This window comes from Undibacterium sp. FW305-107, assembly GCF_058788535.1.
This window is the reverse complement of the sequence record NZ_JBYTAV010000007.1, coordinates 91,854-110,461: the sequence shown is the minus strand read 5'-3', so window position 1 is coordinate 110,461 and position 18,608 is coordinate 91,854. Positions and strand designations below refer to the sequence as shown.

Sequence of the window (18,608 nt, the reverse complement as noted above, 5' to 3'; positions counted from 1 at the left end):
ATCCTTACCAATTCCTGAAACGCTTGGGCGGTTGATATAAACCACCCGATGCGCGCACCAGGTCTTTCATATTCTTTGCGGCCAGCAAATCACGTGTGGCCATGCGCTTGTCTATGCCCAGGTCTTCTGCCCGTTTGATGATGCCGCGGTCACGCAGATTTTCTACCAAGCGTTTGTCACGTGCCAGGCCGACTGGCGTGTAACCTGCGACACCACGTATGGCTTGTTCGCGCTCTTCTTCACTACGACATAAAAGAAGATTGGCGATGCCTTCTTCAGTGAGGATGTGGGTGACATCATCACCATAAATCATCACCGGTGGTATCGCCATATTGGCTTGCTCTGCCAGTTGCCAGGCATCGAGTTTTTCTACAAAGGCGGGTTGCATATGTTCGCGGAAAGTCTCTACCATCTGCACCACCAGTTTTTGCCCGCGCGGTATCTGATTGCTGCCTGCACGTGCTTCGCGCCCTGCTTTTAGCCATGCCGGACTGGCGTGACGGCGGCCACGTGCGTCAGCACCCATATTCGGTGCGCCGCCAAAACCGGCGATACGGCCCAGGGTGGCGGTTGATGAATTACCCTGCAAATCAATTTGCAGGGTGGAACCTATGAACATATCGCAGGCATAATGCCCCGCCGCCTGTGACAGCGCACGGTTGCTGCGCATGGAACCGTCTGCACCAACAAAGAAAACATCCGGGCGGGCACGAATATAGTCTTCCATGCCCAGTTCAGAACCGAAGGAATGCACTGATTCGACAAAACCCGCTTCTATCGCAGGTATCAATGCCGGATGCGGGTTCAGCGCCCAATGGCTGGCGATCTTGCCTTTCAGACCCAGCGATGCTGCATAGGTGGGCAAGAGCAATTCTATGGCGGCGGTATCAAAGCCTATACCGTGGTTGAGACGCTTGACTTCATATTCTGCATAGATGCCCTTGATGGCCATCATCGCCATCAAGACCTGTATCTCCGAGATCAAGGCCGGGTCACGGGTGAACAGGGGTTCTATGTAATGCGGCGTTGGCGCCTGCACGACAAAGTCAACCCAGCCCGCCGGGATATCGACACGCGGCAAGACATCGACGACCTCGTTGACCTGCGCAATCACGATGCCGGATTTGAATGCGGTGGCTTCGACTATCGTCGGCGTGTCTTCGGTATTGGGGCCGGTATATAAATTGCCTGCGCGGTCAGCCGACTGCGCGGCAACCAGGGCCACACGCGGTGTCAGATCGACGAAATAACGTGCATACAATTCCAGGTAAGTATGGATGGCACCGATATTCAATTTGCCAGCCGAAGCCAATTTGGCCAAGCGCGCAGCCTGCGGACCGGAAAAAGAAAAATCCAGCTTGCTGGCGATGCCCTTGTCAAATACATCCAGATGTTCAGGCAGGGCCAGCACGGATAGCAGCATGTGCAAATCGTGCACGCGTGTCGCATCCAGTTTGGTGAGTGCTTTGGCCAGGAAATCTGCCTGCTTCTGATTGTTCCCTTCCAGGCAAACCCGGTCGCCTGTTTCCAGTACCGCATGCAGACAGTCGCCTATGCGCTGCTGCGGAAATAGTTTGCCCTGCAAATCATTACCCAACACGTCGGCAGCTCTTTGCAGGCGCTGCTGGCGGTTGGTTTGCAGGGTGTTCCAGCGACCGGCTGCGGTCATTATTTTGCTCCCATCAAGGCATCAGGAAATGCGGTGGCGATATGCGGGAATACACATAATAAAATCACCGCCACCAACATCAGTAACAGAAAAGGCATGACACCCCAGACGATATCTTTCAAGGGTATATCGGGTGCGATATTCTTGATGACAAAAATATTCAAGCCCACGGGTGGATGTATCAGGCCCATCTCCATGACAATGGTCATGACCACGCCAAACCAGATCAGGTCAAAGCCAGCTACCTTCAATGGTGGCAAGATGATGGGGCACATCATCAGGATAATCGAGACCGGCGGCAAGAAGAAACCAAACACCACCACCATCAGCAGGATCACCGTCAACAACATCCATTTACTCAAGTGCAGATCGACTACCCATTGTGCAGCAGACTGGCTGATGTGCAGATAACTCATGACATAAGAATATAGCAGCGACATGCCTATGATGAACAGCAGCATCGTTGATTCTTTGATGGTAGAGGTGATGAAGGGTGAAATATCTTTTGGTCGCCAGACGCCATACACAATCGCGATGAGCACCATGGCCAACAAAGCACCCAGGCCTGCAGTTTCTGAAGGCGTGGCATAGCCTCCATACAGAGCCACCATGACACCAATGAGCAAGATAACGAAGGGCAAAACCCGTGGCAGCATCTCGACTTTTTGCGCGAGGGTGAAATGTTCTTCTTCCAGATAAGCTGATTTGACACCACCCTGCTCGTACGCCTTGTACGCAATCGCATACTCACGGCGTGCCCTGTAGACGGCATAGCCAGAAAACAAAATCACCAGCAAGACACCCGGACCTATGCCAGCCAGGAACAAACGTCCGAGCGACTGTTCGGCAGCAACTGCATACAGGATCATGGTAATCGATGGCGGCAGCAAGATGCCCAGAGTGCCACCGGCGGCGATGATGCCAGCAGCAAAGCCGGGCGAATAACCACGCCTGCGCATTTCTGGTATGCCAGCAGAACCGATGGCAGAACAGGTCGCAGGTGAAGAACCTGCCATTGCCGCAAACATGGCGCAGGCAAAGACATTGGCAATACCCAAGCCACCCGGCACCTTGTGCAACCAGGCATGGATGGCAGAATACAGGTCACGTCCGGCAGGTGATTTACCTATCGCCGCGCCTTTTAAAATGAATAACGGTATCGACAACAAGGTGATCGATGCCATTTCTTCATAGACGTTCTGGGTGATGGTATCGAGTGAAGCAGCAGGCATGAAAAAATACATGAAGCCGGTTGCCACTACACCCAGGGCAAAGGCAATCGGCATGCCGGAAAACATCACGACCAGGGTGACGATGCCATATAAAACACCGAGGGTTAGCGGACTCATGCTGGCCCCCTCTTATTGGTGGCGGCAGCCAGTATCTGTACCAGGATTTGCAGCGACAACAGGGTCATGCCGGTTGCCATCATGGCATAGGGTATCCACAAGGGTGGTGCAAATGTGGACGAGGTAGTTTGCCCATCCACCCAGGCTTCATGGAACAGCGTCCAGGATTTCCATGAAAAGAACAGGCAAAACGTCGCACTGATAATATCCACCAGTAACAGACGAAAGCGGTTGACTGCCGGGGGCAGGATGGAAGACAAGACCTCTATACCTATATGGCCACGATAGGATTGTACGTAAGCCGCAGAAAAGAAAGTCACGCCTATTAGCATGAAGACTGAAGCTTCATCTTGCCAGTCTGTCGGTATCTTGAACAGGTAACGCGTGACGACAGAATAAGTAAGGATGAAGGCCGTCAACAACATGGCGAACATGGAAATACGCACGATGGCTTTGTTGATCCATTCCAGTACTTTTGCCAACCGGGCTACAAAGGGATGGTCCGGAACTGGAGGCCCTTTAGGAGTTGCCATTTCAAAGCCATGACTCATAATAATTTCTCCGCCAGCTTCAGTAATTTGGCGCAGTTTTCATTTTTGTCGGCATAGTCTTTCCACGCCGTCGTGCGGGCGATTGCCTGCCATTTCTTGACGGTGGCGGCATTCAGGTCAACTACCTTGGCACCTTTCTTTTCATAGACGGTGGCAACAGCAATATCATCCTGTTTGGCGGCTTTGATGGCAAAGGCTTCCAGTTCTGCCCCCACAGTCATGATGGCGTTTTGCTGGTCTTTCGTCAGCTTGTCAAAAATCACTTTCGACATCATCAGTGGTTCAAACATATACCAGTAACTTTGGCCGCGACCACTGGTCAGAAATTTGGATACTTCTTCCAGGCGGAAAGAGATCAGCGAAGTCGATGAAGTCATGGCAGCCTCCATCGCACCTGTCTGCATGGCGGCATAGATTTCATTGGATGGCAGGGATACCACGGCCGCACCTGCCGCTTTTAATACCAGATCGACTTCGCGGGAGCCACCGCGTATTTTCATGCCCTTGACATCGTCCGGATCGACCACAGCCTTGGTGCGCGATGCCACACCACCGGCCTGCCAGATCCAGCTAACGACAACGATGCCCTTGTCCAGCAAGAGTTTATTGAGTTCCCTGCCGACTTCGGCATTCTTCCAGGCAGCACCCACTTCATAGGATGGTACCAGGCCGGGCATGAGGCCGATATTCACTTCTGGTACTTCACCCCCAGCATACGACAAGGGTACCAGTGACAGATCCAGCGCGCCCTTGCGCATGGAAGAGAATTGCGCATTGGTCTTCATCAGTGAGGAACCGGGGTAGACCTCAAACTTCAGGCTGCCACTCGTGCGTTTTTGTACTTCTGCGGCAAACATGCGACAGAGGCGGTCACGAAAATCACCTTCTTCCAGCGTGCCGCCAGGAAATTGGTGGGAAATTTTCAGGGCTGTACTTTGTGCCCAGGATGGCGACCATGTCGCTGCCATTGGTGCCAGGCTTAAAGCTTGCAAGACTGTTCTTCTCTTCAATTGCGACATGATTACTCCTAAGGTTTTATGGATGAGACATCTCTTTTTGACAAGGTTTTGCCCTGCCTTTTTCTCTTTGCATATCCCGCTGACAATTGCGCTTTGTATGCCTTATTAAAATTCTTGTATACAAGATCGACTATTTTGCATTCAAAGTCAACTTGAATATATACTAGACTTACGAATTAATTAGATACACAAGAAAAATGAAAAACCGCTCAGCCAGCCTGCGAGAAGAAATAGAAGAATTGATAGCAACAGGACAACTTCAGCCAGGTCATCACCTCGATGAAACCGAACTGGCAGAACGCTTTGGCGTATCCCGCACCCCGATACGGGAGGCGCTGATACAACTGGCGTCCATGGGCATCATAGAAATGCGGCCACGGCGTGGTGCCCAGGTGGCTACCATCAGCCCGCAGCAACTGGTAGAAATGTTTGAAGTCATGGCAGAGTTTGAAGCCATGTGTGGCCGCATGGCCGCGCGTCGCATGTCGAAGCAGGAACAGGCAGATTTAAAAACTGCCCATGAAGCCTGCAAGGATGCCCGCGATGCCGAAGACCCGGACGAATATTTTTACAAGAATGAAGTGTTTCACTACCTGATTTATCGCGGCAGCCACAATGATTTTCTGGAAACGCAGGCAATTAACCTGCACCGCCGCCTGCGGCCTTACCGCCGCCTGCAACTGCGCGTGCGTGACCGCGTTGCCAATTCCTTTAATGAGCATGACCAGGTGGTGCAGGCCATCTTGCAAGGTGAGGCAGAACTGACCGCGAATTTATTGCGCGGCCATATCATGATACAGGGGCAGCGCTTTGCGGATTTGATTGCATCGCTGCCACGTGCATCAAACTGATTTCCTGGCTCCGGTTTATCCGCAAGAAATTGATCAACGTTGAATAGCGTCCGCCTGAATTTTTTCAGCCTGCAATAACTCCACTTGCTTGCCTTTGAGGTCAGCATCAAGCTGCCCCAGTCTGACGCGGAAATATTTATACGGTTTCACTTCAAATGTCGGGCCGGGCACGACTTTATCGTCCAGCATCAGATCCAGGACGAGGTGGCGGTCGGCATCTGTATAAGCAATATAGTCGAAGAAACAGGCTTCATTACCTGTCGATGGATTAGCAATTTTCGTCTTGTCATCCAGCAGTGACAGAATTTCTTTTTCATCCCGGCGAACGACCATCATGCGAGGTTGCGCCACCCTGAGGTTGGCAAGCAGCGGTTCCGGCAAACCCATATCACTGAGTTTGATCCAGAACATTGCTACGCAATGATCGACGGCAAGAAGTTCATGTCCGGAACCTGCGGCACGGTGAAAACTGACACTCACAGGTTTATCAGCAGTCTGGCTGGCGGCCACGGCATTAGCGGGCATGGCTGCCTGCTGTTTGAGTATCTGGGCATTAATATTTTCTATCTCAGCCTTTGCCTCTGCCAATGCAGGCAGGCCCAAGGCTTTTCTTTCCTCATCGCTTACTGCGGTTTCGTCCACTTCATACAATTGCAAAAGCTGACTACCTGGCTTGTTGATTGATTGAGAGCCATACCATTGCGGACGGTTCAATTGCAACATCATTCTGTCCCATGCCAGCGCACGCATGCGTTGGTAGCGTAGTTGATCAGCCTGCAATGTCGCCGCAATATTGATCAGGCTGTATGCCAGGCGTATGTCTGCCAGGCTTGCGCCATGTTGGTAAATCATGGCGGCATGATAATAATCTTCAGCACTTTTCAACTGACTTGCCTGCAATAGCTTGAGCACTCTTGCGCGTCTGTCCTGGTCGTTTTTATTCATGCGGGCAAAGTCGGGCTGTTGCGCCTTGCGCTCGCTCTGGTCTGCCTCATACATGACACGAACACTGTCATTGGATGCGGCGCAGCTGACAACCGTAATACCTGCAAATGCAGTCGCGATAATGATGTATTGCAGTAGCTGTCTGGCGCGCATGGAGTCCCCGGATAGAGCAGTAGAATAATTAACATTTATGAATGTCAATTATTCTACTATGGCTTGCGCTGATTCTCTGCTTTTTGCGTATCAAAGAAATAAGTCATGCGCTTGCGCGGGCTCAGGTATTCATACACTTCTGGCGACAGCTGGCCGGGCTTGAGGCTGGCAGTGATGTCGAGTATGGGTTCGTGTATCAGGTCAAGGATGATGGCTTCGGACTTGGGTACGCTTGGGTCATAGATCAATACGCTGGGGCGCAAAGGCTTGCTGGAATTGACGCCCACCACCATGCCAAAAGTACCGTCACTGAGCTTGACGATGGTACCTGGCGGATAGACACCCATGCAGCGTATGAACAGGTTCAGTGCCGTTGCATCGAATTGTTTGCGCTGATGGGCAAACATATAGGACATGGCTTCATACGGACTGAGTGAATCGGCAGGGTTGGGTTTGTTGCACAGATTATCGTAGGCATTGGTGATGGCGACGATGCGCGCCAGCGGTGAGATGCGCTCAGCTTTGAGTTGTTGCGGATAACCGCTGCCGTCAGCCAGTTCATGGTGCTGCGCGATGATCTCGGTCACACCTTTGGGCAGGTTGAGTTTCTCGGCAATCTGCTGGCCATAATGACAGTGCATCTGCAAGAGATTTTGCTCGGCCTTGGTCAGGGCAAAAGCCTTGTTGACGATACGGTCAGGGATCTCAACTTTACCTATGTCGTGGAACATGCATCCCATGCCCAATTGCTTGATGTCATCTGCCGGGAAAGATAATTCTTTTGCCAGCATCATGGTCAGCACGGCCACATTAAGGGAATGATAATAGGCTTCTTCGCCGACTATCTTGTCGTTCATGAGATGGATGGCGATGTCTTTGTCGACCAGCAAAGAGTCCAGCATTTGCTGCACCAGTTGCTCAGCTTCGCGCACAGATTCCTGCGGGCGAGAGAACAGGTTCTTGGTAATATTTTTGAGGGTATTGGCAGCCTTCAGCAGTTGCTTTTCGCATTGGGCGATGGCGTTGCGCTCCTTGATCAAGCGATCTATGCGCGCTTTTTTTTCAGCAATCAGGGCCAGTTCTTCCGGGCTGTGCACGATGGCCGGTTCTGGCTCCACTGCCACTGCAGTTTTTGGCTGTGGCGGCAAGGGACGATTATCAGATTTGGACGGGTTGACCCTGATGGTTTTCAGGCCCAACTGCTTTATCGCATTGATCTCTTGCTGGCTCTTGATCTTGAAACTATTAAGGGCAAAGGAATGTTCCAGCCATGAAATATCCAGATGCACATATAAGCCTATGCATAATTGCTCAACTGGAACATCAACGGTAATTGGGGTTGCGCACATGTAAACACTTTAAAGCGGATTGAACTGAACTAAGCTCATTGTAGCAAAATGCCGTATTGGTCTATTTTCCAACAAAAACCTGAGTCAAGGTTGACAAGTTTGAACCGGGTGCAGGAATATGGCTGAAGCTAAGGCTCTGCCTGATGGCATAGCAACATACCAACATACCAACATACAGCAACACACTCCAGGATGAATCTGATGACACGCCCACTTGCCAGTTATAAATATTACGATTTTGTTATGGCGGCCTTTGTCACTGTGTTGTTATGCTCGAATCTCATCGGTGCAGCCAAGGCTGCACAGGTGACGCTGCCAATAGTGGGAACGGTGACTTTTGGTGCCGGGGTACTGTTTTTCCCTATCTCTTATATTTTTGGTGATGTACTGACTGAAGTGTATGGCTATGGACGTGACCGCCGCGTGATCTGGGCAGGTTTTGGTGCGGTTCTGTTTGCTGCCATCATGTCAGTCGTCGTACTGGCACTGACACCGGCGGCGGACCCGTTTAATACCGAGTACCAGACTCACCTGAATGCGGTATTTGGCAATACACCAAGAATTATCCTGGGATCAGTCACCGCATTCTGGTGTGGCAGTTTTGTGAATAGCTATGTGCTGGCCAAGATGAAGGTGGCAATGGAAGGCAAACATCTGTGGATGCGTACCATAGGTTCGACCATTTGCGGCGAGTTTGTTGATTCCAGCCTGTTTTATGTGATTGCCTTTTACGGCATCTGGTCAGACAGTCAGCTGATCACGGTCATGGTCGCACAATATATTTTGAAGACCAGTTGGGAAGTCGTCATGACGCCCGTAACTTATAAAGTAGTCGCTTTCCTGAAGAGAAAAGAGAATGAAGATTACTATGACAAAGATACCAATTTCACACCTTTCCAGTTAAAAGTATAAGCAGTATAAAAATTTCACTCTGGAAATTTTATTGGAGCTTGAGCCTGCCTGTAAAAGTGGGCTGCTAAAGTTTTAGGCAATTTGACCGTTCTAAGTGCGAACAGCCTTATTTCCTGCACTTATGTCATGTTTCCTCTAAAAGTATTCCGTATCTTTGAGCAAGCCGCAGAAACGCCGCATGCCACCAACCAATACCGTCGACCTGTTGCACATGGGCAAGCACAAGATGGTAAATCTGCCAGTGAAGAAGTCACCTGGCCAGAGGTAGAACGCCGTCAAGTTGAAAACCGGCGCAATGCCGACCGCCGTGAAAAACAGCAAGCCATTTTATTAAATACCCGCAAACTGCAAGGCAGGCGCAAAGATCCGGGGCGACGATTAAGCGATAAACTGGCTGCACCAAATTCACGCATTCATTTTTCTATCAAGGGTTAAGTGCAGGCTTTTCAGTTGCCTGCACGCACGCCCAGCTTACGTAAAATACCTTCCATCAGGCACCATTTGGTGATGCCACTCTGCAATAAATTAATCCCGACAAAGGCAGTAAAGCCCAGCCACCATTGATGCACGAACAGTGGACTACCGGGTATGCCCAGCGCCAGGCTCAAAATAATAAAACAACCTGCAACGATGCGTACTATTTGCCAGCTAGTCATGATGAAGCTCCTTGTTGGTATTCAGGATAGTTTTTATAAACGTGGTAATACAGCAGCGGTATCACTATCAATGTCAGCAGGGTAGACACCAGGATGCCGAAAATCAGCGAGATCGCCAGCCCATTGAAAATGGGGTCATCGAGGATAAAAAAAGCACCCAGCATGGCGGCAAATCCGGTTAATGCAATAGGTTGTGCACGTGTGATGGCAGAGCTGACTATCGCATCCTTGAACGCCATGCCTGCAGCCACCTGCACATGGATAAAATCCACCAGCAAGATAGAATTCCTGACAATGATGCCTGCCAGGGCGATCATGCCTATCATGCTGGTGGCGGTGTATTGTGCATCCAGCAAGGCATGACCCGGCATGACGCCGATGATGGTCAGAGGTATTGGTACCATGATGATCAGCGGTGTCAGATAAGAACCAAATTGCGCCACTACCAGCAAGTAAATCAGTATCAGACCTACGCCATAGGCGGCACCCATGTCGCGGAAAGTTTCATAAGTAATCTTCCATTCGCCATCCCATTTCAGACTGAAGCCGCGGTAAGGCTCGGATGGGGCATGGATGAAAAACTCATGCAACTTGCCACCATCGGGAGCAATAATTTTTCCGATGTCGCTGCGCATCGCAAACATGCCGTATAGCGGGCTGTCTATCTTGCCTGCCATGTCAGCGATGACGTAATTGACTGCCAGGCCATCCTTATGAAATAACGGTTGCTCACGCAGGGTGTCCGAGATATTCACCAGCTCACGCACCGGTACCAGCTTGCCTTGCGCTGATCTGACACCCAGGCTCAACAGGCTTTCCAGACTGCCTTGTTCAGTGACCGGCAATTGCAATTGTATGGCGGTCGCATATTTGCTTTCATCATGCAGATAGCTGGCCGCATCACCATGCAAACCAGCGCGCAGGGTTGTTACTATGGCTGTCTGACTGATGCCCAGTGCTGCAGCCTTGCGCTGGTCTATCAGCATGACTTTGCGAGGCGCGTTGATAATGCTGCTGTCATCAACATCCACCACACCGGCAGTCTTGTTGAATACTGCACGCACAGCGCGGGCGACTTGCTGACGGCCTTCATCTGTGGGGCCATAAATTTCTGCAACGATGGCGGCTTGGACTGGCGGACCGGGAGGCACCTCCACTACTTTGACATTGGCAGAAAAACGCCGGCCAATTTCCTGGAGTGCGGGACGCAAGCGGCTGGCGATGGCATGGCTTTGCTCACTGCGATGCTGCTTGTCCACCAGATTGACTTGCAGGTCACCGACATTGCCACCAGAACGCAGATAATACTGACGCACCAGGCCATTGAAATTAATGGGTGCGGCTATACCTGCATAAGCCTGATAGTCAGCCACTTCCGGCACTTTGGACAAGTAAGCACCAAGTTCGCGCAAGACAGCTGCAGTTTTTTCTACTGGCGTACCAGCAGGTATATCGACCACGACTTGAAACTCTGATTTATTATCAAAGGGCAGCATCTTCAATTGTACCCAGCCAAGTACCGGCAAGATGATGGACATGGCAATCAGAGCAACGATAAACAGCGTCAGCTTCCAGCCATTCCATCGTCCCTTGCGCTCATCAAGGAGGGGACGAAACATGCATTTAAAAATACTGCCAATTTTTTTCTGCAATTCACTTTCATGCACATTGTTACCATGCTTCATCCAGATACGTGCCAGCCATGGCGTGACAATGAAGGCTATCGCCAGCGACAGCAACATGCCCATGCTGGCGTTGATGGGGATGGGGCTCATATACGGCCCCATGAGGCCGCTGACAAAGGCCATGGGCAATAATGCCGCAATCACAGTCAGCGTTGCCAGTATCGTGGGGCCACCGACTTCATCAACCGCGCCGGGTATGATTTCTGTCAGCGACTTATCCGGGCACAGCGCCTGATGCCTGTGTATATTTTCAACCACGACAATCGCATCATCGACCAGTATGCCTATGGAAAAAATCAGAGCAAACAGGGATACGCGGTTCAGCGTAAAACCGCAGGCCCAGGAGGCAAACAGGGTCACTGTTAAAGTCAACATCACTGCTGTGCCGACGATGGCTGCTTCACGCCGCCCCAAGGCAATAAATACCAGGGCCACCACGGAGGCAGTTGCAAACAATAATTTCTGTATGAGTTTTTTTGCCTTGTCGTCAGCTGTCTGACCGTAATTGCGCGTCATGCTGACTTCCATACCTTCGGGTATGACGGTATTACGCAGTTCTGCCACGCGCTGTTTGATAGCGTCAGCAACGGCGACTGCATTCTGGCCCGGCTGCTTGCTGATGGCAATGGTGACGGCTGGATATTCCGCAGCATCTTTACCTGCCAAACCATGCCAGACATAAGAGCTCACGGGCAACGCGCCATCCACGACTTTTGCCACATCCCCCATGAAAATGGGTTTGCCAGCCTTGACGCCAACCACTACTTCAGTCACGGCTTGTGCATCATGCAAAAATGGCCCGGCATCGATAACAATGCTTTGATTGGCACGCGTCAACTCACCGACAGGCAAACCCAGGTTAACAGCTTGCAAACTGCTTTGCAGGTCAGCCACTGTCAAGCCATTCGCTGCCATCCTGGCCGGATCAAGTTCTATGTTGATGGCGTGGCCGGGGCCACCTGTAGTGCTTACTTCACGCGTGCCTTTTACGCGCTTGAGTTCAGCTTCCATGCTGTGGGCAACACGCTCCAGGTCATAGGCTGCGGTCTGCGGATTTTTGCTCCATAAAGTCAGGGCGACGATGGGTACATCATCAATGCCCCTGGGTTTGACGATGGCTTCCAGCACGCCCAGTTTGGCGGGCAACCAGTCGCGATTACTGTGGACCACATCGTACAAACGCACCAGTGCTTCAGTACGCGGTATACCAACTTCAAATTGCACAGTCATAATCGCCATGCCTGGCCGCGATACCGACATTACATGTTCTACATTGGCGATTTGTCCCAGCACCTGTTCTGCCGGTATTGCCACTTGCTGCTCCACCTGTTTCACCGATGCACCGGGAAAGGGGATCAGCACATTCGCCATCGTCACATTGATTTGCGGTTCTTCTTCACGCGGCGTGACGATGACGGCAAATACGCCAAGTAAAAATGCCACCAGCGCCAGCAAGGGCGTGATTTGTGCAGTCTGAAAAAACTTGGCGATGCGGCCAGAATATCCCAGTTGTTTTGCCATGGCATATCCTCAGCGTGACTGCGCTGCAGCCAGGGGATTGAGCGCCACCTTTTCACCCGCAGCGACACCCGCCAGCACTTCTTGTTCACTACCGATGACGGGGCCAGGTTTGATCTGCCTGAGCATGGGCTTGCCTTGCGGAGTAACGACATAGACAGCATGCAATTCCGCCCTCCGCACTATTGCCTTGGCAGGTACATACAGGCGAGCAGCATCATCCTTGCCCGCCTGTGCGGCCTGCGTGGCTTGTGCTGGTAATTGCAGACGCGCAAACATGCCCGGAGCCAACCCATGCACAACTGGCAAATCCAGACGCAATTGCACGGTATGCGTACTGGCATCTGTTACGGGCAAGACGGTAAATTTATCGAGTTTGATAATACGCTGCCTGTCTGGCAGAGCCGGGATTTCTATCGTGATAGCCTGCCCTTGCGCCAGACTGGTGAGCTGCGCTTCTGGCAATGTAGCCGTGATGCGCAAGGCGGCAGGATCGAATACCGCCATCAGGGGCTTGCCGGGTGTGACCATGTCACCCTGGCTGATATAGACATCGGCAATGCGACCGGCATATGGTGCTGCCAAGGTGTAAAACCCTGATTGCGTCTGCACCGCGCCAGCCTGGGCTATTTGAGCATTTGCATCAGCAGCGGCGGATTTGAATTGTGCCTCGGCCCTGTCGAGTTGGGCCTGACTGATGTATAGACGCGCAAACAACTGCTTTTGCCGTTCATAGTCTTTGCTTGCCACCTGCAAGGCGGCTCGCGCTGCTCCGGCTTGCGCCTGGCTGGCACGTGCTTGCTGGCTGGCAGCACGGCCATCGATGCGTACCAGCATTTGCCCGGCCTTCATGCTGTCGCCAGCCTTGGCTGGTAAATTTGTGATCGCACCCGATACCTGGGCAGCGATAATCGTCTGCCTGACAGCTTCGACCACGCCATCTGTTGTAATCTGGCTGGCTGCATTGCTGGACCTGACCGCAGCCACCTCCAGCTCCGCGGCAGACGTAGCGACAGTTGCGCTTGCTGTTGCAAACAGAATAATCAATAAAGTAAGCACTTGCTTCATCATGGAGTAATCAAAGGTTCTGGATTCATGAATGATTGTTGGTGGCATGGATAGCAGTTTTTTCGCAGATGCTTTTTGCAGATGCTTTTTGCAGATGCTTTTTGCAGATGTTCTTTACATGCGCTGCAAAAATATAATATGCTTATTTGCGCAATTACGCAAATAGTAAATTAAGCATGTGCAATCATCGCGACTAGGGGTATGATAGAAACATTCCCACTACTACATTGATTGTCATGGACGGATTATCTGATCAGGCTTTGATACAGATTGCCCATTATTTTTCGGCGCTGGCTGAGCCTACGCGTTTGCGTATCCTGAATTGCCTGCGCGAAAAAGAACACAATGTCGGCGAACTGGCCGAGCGTTGCGCCTGCTCTCAGGCGAATGTCTCACGCCATCTGTCTACCCTGGCCAAGCATGGCCTGGTGGCACGCGAAGGACGCGGTACTTCTGTGTATTACCATATCGCTGACGAATCGATTTATGCCCTGTGTGACCTCGTGTGCGGCAACGTGGCCCGACAACTGGAATCGCAGGCTGCCATATTGAATGGCAGCAGCCGCAGTCTCAACTAAGCCATAGCACGATAGACCAGACTGGCAGCCACACATACCAGCACAGCGACAAAAATCATTTGTACCTTTTGCTGCGGCAATTGCAGGGCTATGCGCCTGGCCAGCAACATACCGGCTACCGTAGTCGCCACAAACATGGCTGACAGCAAGACCGGCAAATGTGCACCACTCAACAGGGCTGATCCCACCCCCATGGAACCAACGATGCTGACCACCAGCAGCGAAGTCGCCACTGCCACATGCATGCTGGCGTTGGTGTAATGCCTGAGCATGGGGACAATGACAAAGCCACCGCCCACACCCAGCAAACCTGTCATGAAGCCGGAAACCGCACCTATGCCGGCAATCACTGCCCCGGTCTTGAAAGACCATTCAAAGCGACCGGTACTACTATTGATACGCGCCATGGCAGCACGCTTGTCATCGTCACAGTCAGGTGAACGCAATTGCACAAACAGTCTCACAGCCACCACACTCAGTATCATGGCAAACACCAGCATCAGCCATTGCTGCGACATGCGCTGTGCAACTTGTACGCCCAGCAGGGTAGGCAGGCTACCCGCAACTGCCATCAGGATGGCAGCACGGTAACGTACCAGCTTGCGTACCAGTCCCTCAATCGCGCCTATCATGGCGGCACTGCTGACGGCCAGCAAGGCCATGGGCATGGCTTGCTGCATGCTGAAACCCTGGGTATACACCAGCGCAGGCACTGCCAGTATGCCGCCGCCAGCCCCGGTCAGACCCATGATGAGACCGACCAAGGCACCGATGAGAGCCACTACAAGTTCTGCTGCAGAGAGGAACATATCGAAAGCCTGGATTAAAAAATATGCTAGTGGACTATTGTAGTTAAAACAGAAGTGAAAGACGCTTGCCCGGCGATTAGGGCAAGATGCAAAGCAAAGCGATAGTGGCGCTATCGCGAACATTTGCAACGCAGCCATCATCGTCGCGCAAGCGGAAGGCACTCTGTTTTAACTACAAAAGTCCACTATAGTATTCCTGGCTAGCCTTCACGTCGAGTGTGAAACCAGGCTTAATGTGGCGCTCGCATTTCGGATGTCAAAATCAGCAACATTTTTGTTATTATTCGAGAACTCATTTCATCGCCATGCGCGAGTTCATCATGAATCCAGACACCAAGCCTCACGTACACAGTTTCTTCGATACGCAAACCTGTACCGCCACCCATATCGTATTTGATGCGCCTGGCGGTCATGCTGCGGTTATTGATCCGGTACTGAATTATGAACCCAAGTCAGGGCGCACCACGAGCAAATCTGCCGATCAGGTATTGGAATTTCTTGCGTCGAATAACTTGACGTTGCAATGGCTGCTGGAAACCCATGCCCATGCCGATCATTTGTCAGGTGCCCAGTATCTGAAAGAAAAAGCAGGCGGACAAATCGCCATAGGCGAGCAAATCGGTGCAGTGCAAAAAGTATTCAAAACCCTTTTCAATCTCGAAGCAGAATTTCCCGTGAATGGTTCACAGTTTGACGTGCTGTTTGCTGCAGATGCGGAATTTTTCATTGGTGAATTAAAGGCAGTGGCTTTGTATGTACCCGGTCATACATCCGCTGACATGGCTTACCTGATAGGTGACAGCATTTTTGTTGGTGACACCCTGTTCATGCCAGACGTCGGTACGGCACGCTGCGACTTCCCCGGCGGTAATGCCACGCAGTTATATCACTCCATACAAAAACTCCTGTCCTACCCACCAGAAACGCGGCTATTCCTTTGTCATGATTACCCACCTGCCGGACGAGAAGTCTGTACGCACACCACGGTCGCCAATCAGAAAAATGAAAATATCCATGTACGCGATGGCGTCGCAGAAGCCGATTTTGTAGCCATGAGAAGCAAGCGTGATGCCGGGCTGGAAATGCCCTACCTGCTGATACCGGCCATACAAGTCAACATACGCGCAGGATCCCTGCCTGCAGCTGAAACGAATGGTATTCACTACCTGAAAATTCCAGTGAATGGTCTTTGAAGAGAACGTATTTAAAGATCACCGCAATTTGATTCTGTATCAAATTGTTGCAATGCATGAATGTCAATTATTTTCAAGTAGAATAATTATTGTTGTGCAATATACAAAGACCTTGCACTGACTTTCTACCGACAAAACCTGACAGGATACCCATGGCGAATATCAAAGTTACGCAACGTGGCATGCTCATCACTTACACGACAGAACCTTCCAGCAATATTTCTACCGGCCCCAATGGCGGTTACTACAAAGGCCTGACCACCACCATAGAATGGACAGGTATCAACCTGGTGTATCAAGACCCAAATACTGTCATGCCCACTGGTGGCACGCTGACTTCATTCACGACGACAGGGGCAAATGGTGTAGACCAGCTGACCCTGAGCAACCTGAACTACCAGATCCAGGCTTCCGACCTCAGCCTTCCACTGGATCAGCGCCTGGGCAAATTATTGCAGGGTAACGATAACTGGTCAGGTACGGCAGGCAATGAAACTTTCGTCTATGGTTTTGGCAATGACAATTTTGATGGCGGTGCAGGTTTTGATACGCTCTATACTGCAGTCGAAGGCGGCGCTTTTTCCATCAGCAAGACAGCCAGTGGCTTTAGCATGACCGTGACCAAGACAGGCACGAATATTTCCGGCCAGGTCAGCAACCTCAGCAATATCGAGAGAATACAGTTTTCAGACAAGATGGTCGCACTCGACCTGGATGGCAATGCAGGCCAGGCTTATCGCCTGTACCAGGCTGCATTTAACCGTACACCAGACAAAGCTGGACTTGGCTACTGGATAGGCCAGCTCGACAAAGGTGCAGAAAACCTCAACCATGTTGCTGCCGGCTTTGTCAATTCGGCTGAATTCAAGCAAATGTATGGTGCCAATATTTCAGATAATGGCTTCCTGACGGCAATGTATAACAATGTATTGCACCGCAACCCGGACCAGGCAGGTTTTGATTACTGGAATGGCCGCATCAGTGCAGGCATGACACGTCCGGACATACTGGCCAGTTTCAGTGAGAGTACAGAAAACATCGCCCAGGTCATAGGACAAATTTCACACGGTATTGAATACATCCCCTACAATTAACCACATCCGTCGTTAACTCATTTAGACAGGCTGAGCATGTCTGCAAGTATCAAGCGCATTGCCATCAGCACCGGCGGCGGCGACGCCCCGGGGCTGAATGCGGTCATACGTTCCGTGGTACTGGCCGCCGAACTGCGCAGCTGGGAATGCTATGGCATACGCGAAGGCTTCAATGGCATCCTGCTGCCTGAACGTTATCCGCACAACGGGGTAGCACGGCTGACGGTGGACCAGGTACGCGGCATAGGCCATCTGGGTGGCACCATACTGGGCACCACCAATCATGGTAATCCGCTGCGCTTTGCCACGACCATGCCTGATGGCAGCGTGCAGGAATTAGATCGTAGCGCCGACATACACCGTCACCTGAAGCAAATGGGTATCGATGCCCTGGTCTGCATAGGCGGCGACGGCACGCTGACCATAGCCAATGCCCTGCACCTGCAAGGCTTGCGTGTGGTGGGTGTACCCAAGACCATCGACAATGACCTCGACAAAACCTTTACCACCTTTGGTTTCGACACTGCCGTCTCGTTTGCCACTGAATGCGTGGATCGCTTGCATAGCACGGCAGAAAGCCATCAGCGCATCATGGTGGTGGAAGTCATGGGACGCTATGCAGGCTGGATCGCCCTGCACTCTGGCATAGCGGCAAACGCGCATGCGATAGTCATACCAGAAATACCCTATGACATAGAGAAAATTGCGACGATGATACGCAATCGTGACGCCAATGGCCGCAACTATTCCATCGTGCTGGCTGCCGAAGGGGCATTGCCAATCAATGGCATGCATGTAGTGCAAGAGGGTGCTGCGGCTGGCCATGAAGAAAGACTGGGCGGCATAGGTGAGCGACTGGCTCATGATTTGCAAACACTGACAGGCAAGGAGTCACGCGCCGTCGTACTGGGGCATTTATTACGAGGCGGCAGTCCGACTGCTTTTGACCGTTTATCTGCCATGCGTTTTGGCGCAGCGGCAGTACGTGCGCTTGACGAAGGTCATTCCGGCATCATGGTGGCGCTGGCTTTTCCGAATGTAAATTATGTAGCGTTGGAAGAAGTGGCAGGCCGCATGAAAGCCGTGCCCATGGATAGCGATACGCTGCAAACAGGCAGAGACATAGGAATTTGTTTTGGTGATTGACGCGGTGAATTCAACTCAAAACCGACTCAAAATTATTTCATGGGACTTAGGCAAAATTGTCCC

At 51.6% G+C, this 18,608-nt stretch carries 17 protein-coding genes; 7 read left to right on the top strand and 10 right to left on the bottom strand.

Going from position 1 to position 18,608, the window contains the following annotated elements:
* Window positions 1-4: 4 nt before the first annotated feature.
* Genes mdcA through dctP form a run of 4 tightly spaced genes read right to left on the bottom strand, consistent with a single transcriptional unit; the run spans window position 5 to window position 4,588 of the window.
* Window positions 5-1,669, bottom strand: a complete 1,665-nt coding sequence (mdcA, locus tag AC3WQT_RS16495) for a malonate decarboxylase subunit alpha (RefSeq protein ID WP_492705240.1) — start codon at window positions 1,667-1,669, stop codon at window positions 5-7.
* Entirely contained in the window at window positions 1,669-3,018 is a 1,350-nt protein-coding gene (locus AC3WQT_RS16490; protein WP_492705238.1) for a TRAP transporter large permease, read from the bottom strand. Before AC3WQT_RS16490 ends, mdcA begins: the two co-directional genes overlap by 1 nt.
* Window positions 3,015-3,569 carry a TRAP transporter small permease gene (locus tag AC3WQT_RS16485; RefSeq protein WP_492705236.1) on the bottom strand — a complete coding sequence of 185 codons (555 nt, stop codon included), beginning with the start codon at window positions 3,567-3,569 and terminating at the stop codon, window positions 3,015-3,017. Before AC3WQT_RS16485 ends, AC3WQT_RS16490 begins: the two co-directional genes overlap by 4 nt.
* Window positions 3,566-4,588 carry a TRAP transporter substrate-binding protein DctP gene (gene dctP / locus AC3WQT_RS16480; protein WP_492705234.1) on the bottom strand — a complete coding sequence of 341 codons (1,023 nt, stop codon included), beginning with the start codon at window positions 4,586-4,588 and terminating at the stop codon, window positions 3,566-3,568. Before dctP ends, AC3WQT_RS16485 begins: the two co-directional genes overlap by 4 nt.
* A gap of 197 nt (window positions 4,589-4,785) precedes the next feature.
* Between dctP and AC3WQT_RS16475 the strand changes: the two genes are divergently transcribed.
* Window positions 4,786-5,439, top strand: coding sequence for a GntR family transcriptional regulator (locus AC3WQT_RS16475; RefSeq protein ID WP_492705232.1), 654 nt, complete (start codon window positions 4,786-4,788; stop codon window positions 5,437-5,439).
* Between the two features lie 33 nt (window positions 5,440-5,472).
* Here the strand turns inward: AC3WQT_RS16475 and AC3WQT_RS16470 are convergent, their stop codons facing one another.
* Entirely contained in the window at window positions 5,473-6,537 is a 1,065-nt protein-coding gene (locus AC3WQT_RS16470) for a hypothetical protein (protein ID WP_492705230.1), read from the bottom strand.
* Between the two features lie 56 nt (window positions 6,538-6,593).
* A complete protein-coding gene (locus AC3WQT_RS16465) occupies window positions 6,594-7,886 on the bottom strand; it encodes a cyclic di-GMP phosphodiesterase (protein WP_492705229.1) in 1,293 nt (430 codons plus the stop codon).
* Between the two features lie 192 nt (window positions 7,887-8,078).
* Between AC3WQT_RS16465 and AC3WQT_RS16460 the strand changes: the two genes are divergently transcribed.
* Both AC3WQT_RS16460 and AC3WQT_RS16455 read left to right on the top strand, forming a co-directional pair.
* Entirely contained in the window at window positions 8,079-8,798 is a 720-nt protein-coding gene (locus AC3WQT_RS16460) for a queuosine precursor transporter (RefSeq protein WP_492705227.1), read from the top strand.
* A gap of 126 nt (window positions 8,799-8,924) precedes the next feature.
* On the top strand, window positions 8,925-9,233 hold the full coding sequence (locus AC3WQT_RS16455; RefSeq protein WP_492705225.1) for a hypothetical protein: 309 nt from the start codon (window positions 8,925-8,927) through the stop codon (window positions 9,231-9,233).
* A gap of 11 nt (window positions 9,234-9,244) precedes the next feature.
* Here AC3WQT_RS16455 and AC3WQT_RS16450 read toward each other — a convergent pair whose 3' ends face one another.
* Genes AC3WQT_RS16450 through AC3WQT_RS16440 form a run of 3 tightly spaced genes read right to left on the bottom strand, consistent with a single transcriptional unit; the run spans window position 9,245 to window position 13,728 of the window.
* Complete coding sequence (locus tag AC3WQT_RS16450) at window positions 9,245-9,454, bottom strand: YgaP family membrane protein (RefSeq protein ID WP_492705224.1); 210 nt, start codon at window positions 9,452-9,454, stop codon at window positions 9,245-9,247.
* The gene (locus tag AC3WQT_RS16445) at window positions 9,451-12,660 is read right to left on the bottom strand and encodes an efflux RND transporter permease subunit (protein WP_492705223.1); all 3,210 of its coding nucleotides are present in this window, start codon (window positions 12,658-12,660) and stop codon (window positions 9,451-9,453) included. Before AC3WQT_RS16445 ends, AC3WQT_RS16450 begins: the two co-directional genes overlap by 4 nt.
* 9 nt (window positions 12,661-12,669) lie before the next feature.
* Window positions 12,670-13,728 (bottom strand): efflux RND transporter periplasmic adaptor subunit, encoded by a 1,059-nt coding sequence (locus AC3WQT_RS16440; RefSeq protein ID WP_492705222.1) that lies wholly within the window; start codon window positions 13,726-13,728, stop codon window positions 12,670-12,672.
* Between the two features lie 233 nt (window positions 13,729-13,961).
* On the opposite strand from AC3WQT_RS16440, the gene AC3WQT_RS16435 reads away from it, so the two are divergent.
* On the top strand, window positions 13,962-14,303 hold the full coding sequence (locus tag AC3WQT_RS16435) for an ArsR/SmtB family transcription factor (RefSeq protein WP_492705220.1): 342 nt from the start codon (window positions 13,962-13,964) through the stop codon (window positions 14,301-14,303).
* Here AC3WQT_RS16435 and AC3WQT_RS16430 read toward each other — a convergent pair.
* A complete protein-coding gene (locus AC3WQT_RS16430; RefSeq protein ID WP_492705219.1) occupies window positions 14,300-15,112 on the bottom strand; it encodes a sulfite exporter TauE/SafE family protein in 813 nt (270 codons plus the stop codon). The genes AC3WQT_RS16435 and AC3WQT_RS16430 overlap by 4 nt on opposite strands.
* 320 nt (window positions 15,113-15,432) lie before the next feature.
* On the opposite strand from AC3WQT_RS16430, the gene AC3WQT_RS16425 reads away from it, so the two are divergent.
* From AC3WQT_RS16425 to AC3WQT_RS16415, 3 genes are all read left to right on the top strand, one after another.
* The gene (locus AC3WQT_RS16425; RefSeq protein ID WP_492705218.1) at window positions 15,433-16,305 is read left to right on the top strand and encodes an MBL fold metallo-hydrolase; all 873 of its coding nucleotides are present in this window, start codon (window positions 15,433-15,435) and stop codon (window positions 16,303-16,305) included.
* Window positions 16,306-16,457: 152 nt separating this feature from the next.
* Complete coding sequence (locus AC3WQT_RS16420; protein ID WP_492705216.1) at window positions 16,458-17,399, top strand: DUF4214 domain-containing protein; 942 nt, start codon at window positions 16,458-16,460, stop codon at window positions 17,397-17,399.
* A 36-nt stretch (window positions 17,400-17,435) separates the two neighbouring features.
* On the top strand, window positions 17,436-18,545 hold the full coding sequence (locus tag AC3WQT_RS16415) for a 6-phosphofructokinase (RefSeq protein ID WP_492705214.1): 1,110 nt from the start codon (window positions 17,436-17,438) through the stop codon (window positions 18,543-18,545).
* Window positions 18,546-18,608 lie beyond the last annotated feature (63 nt).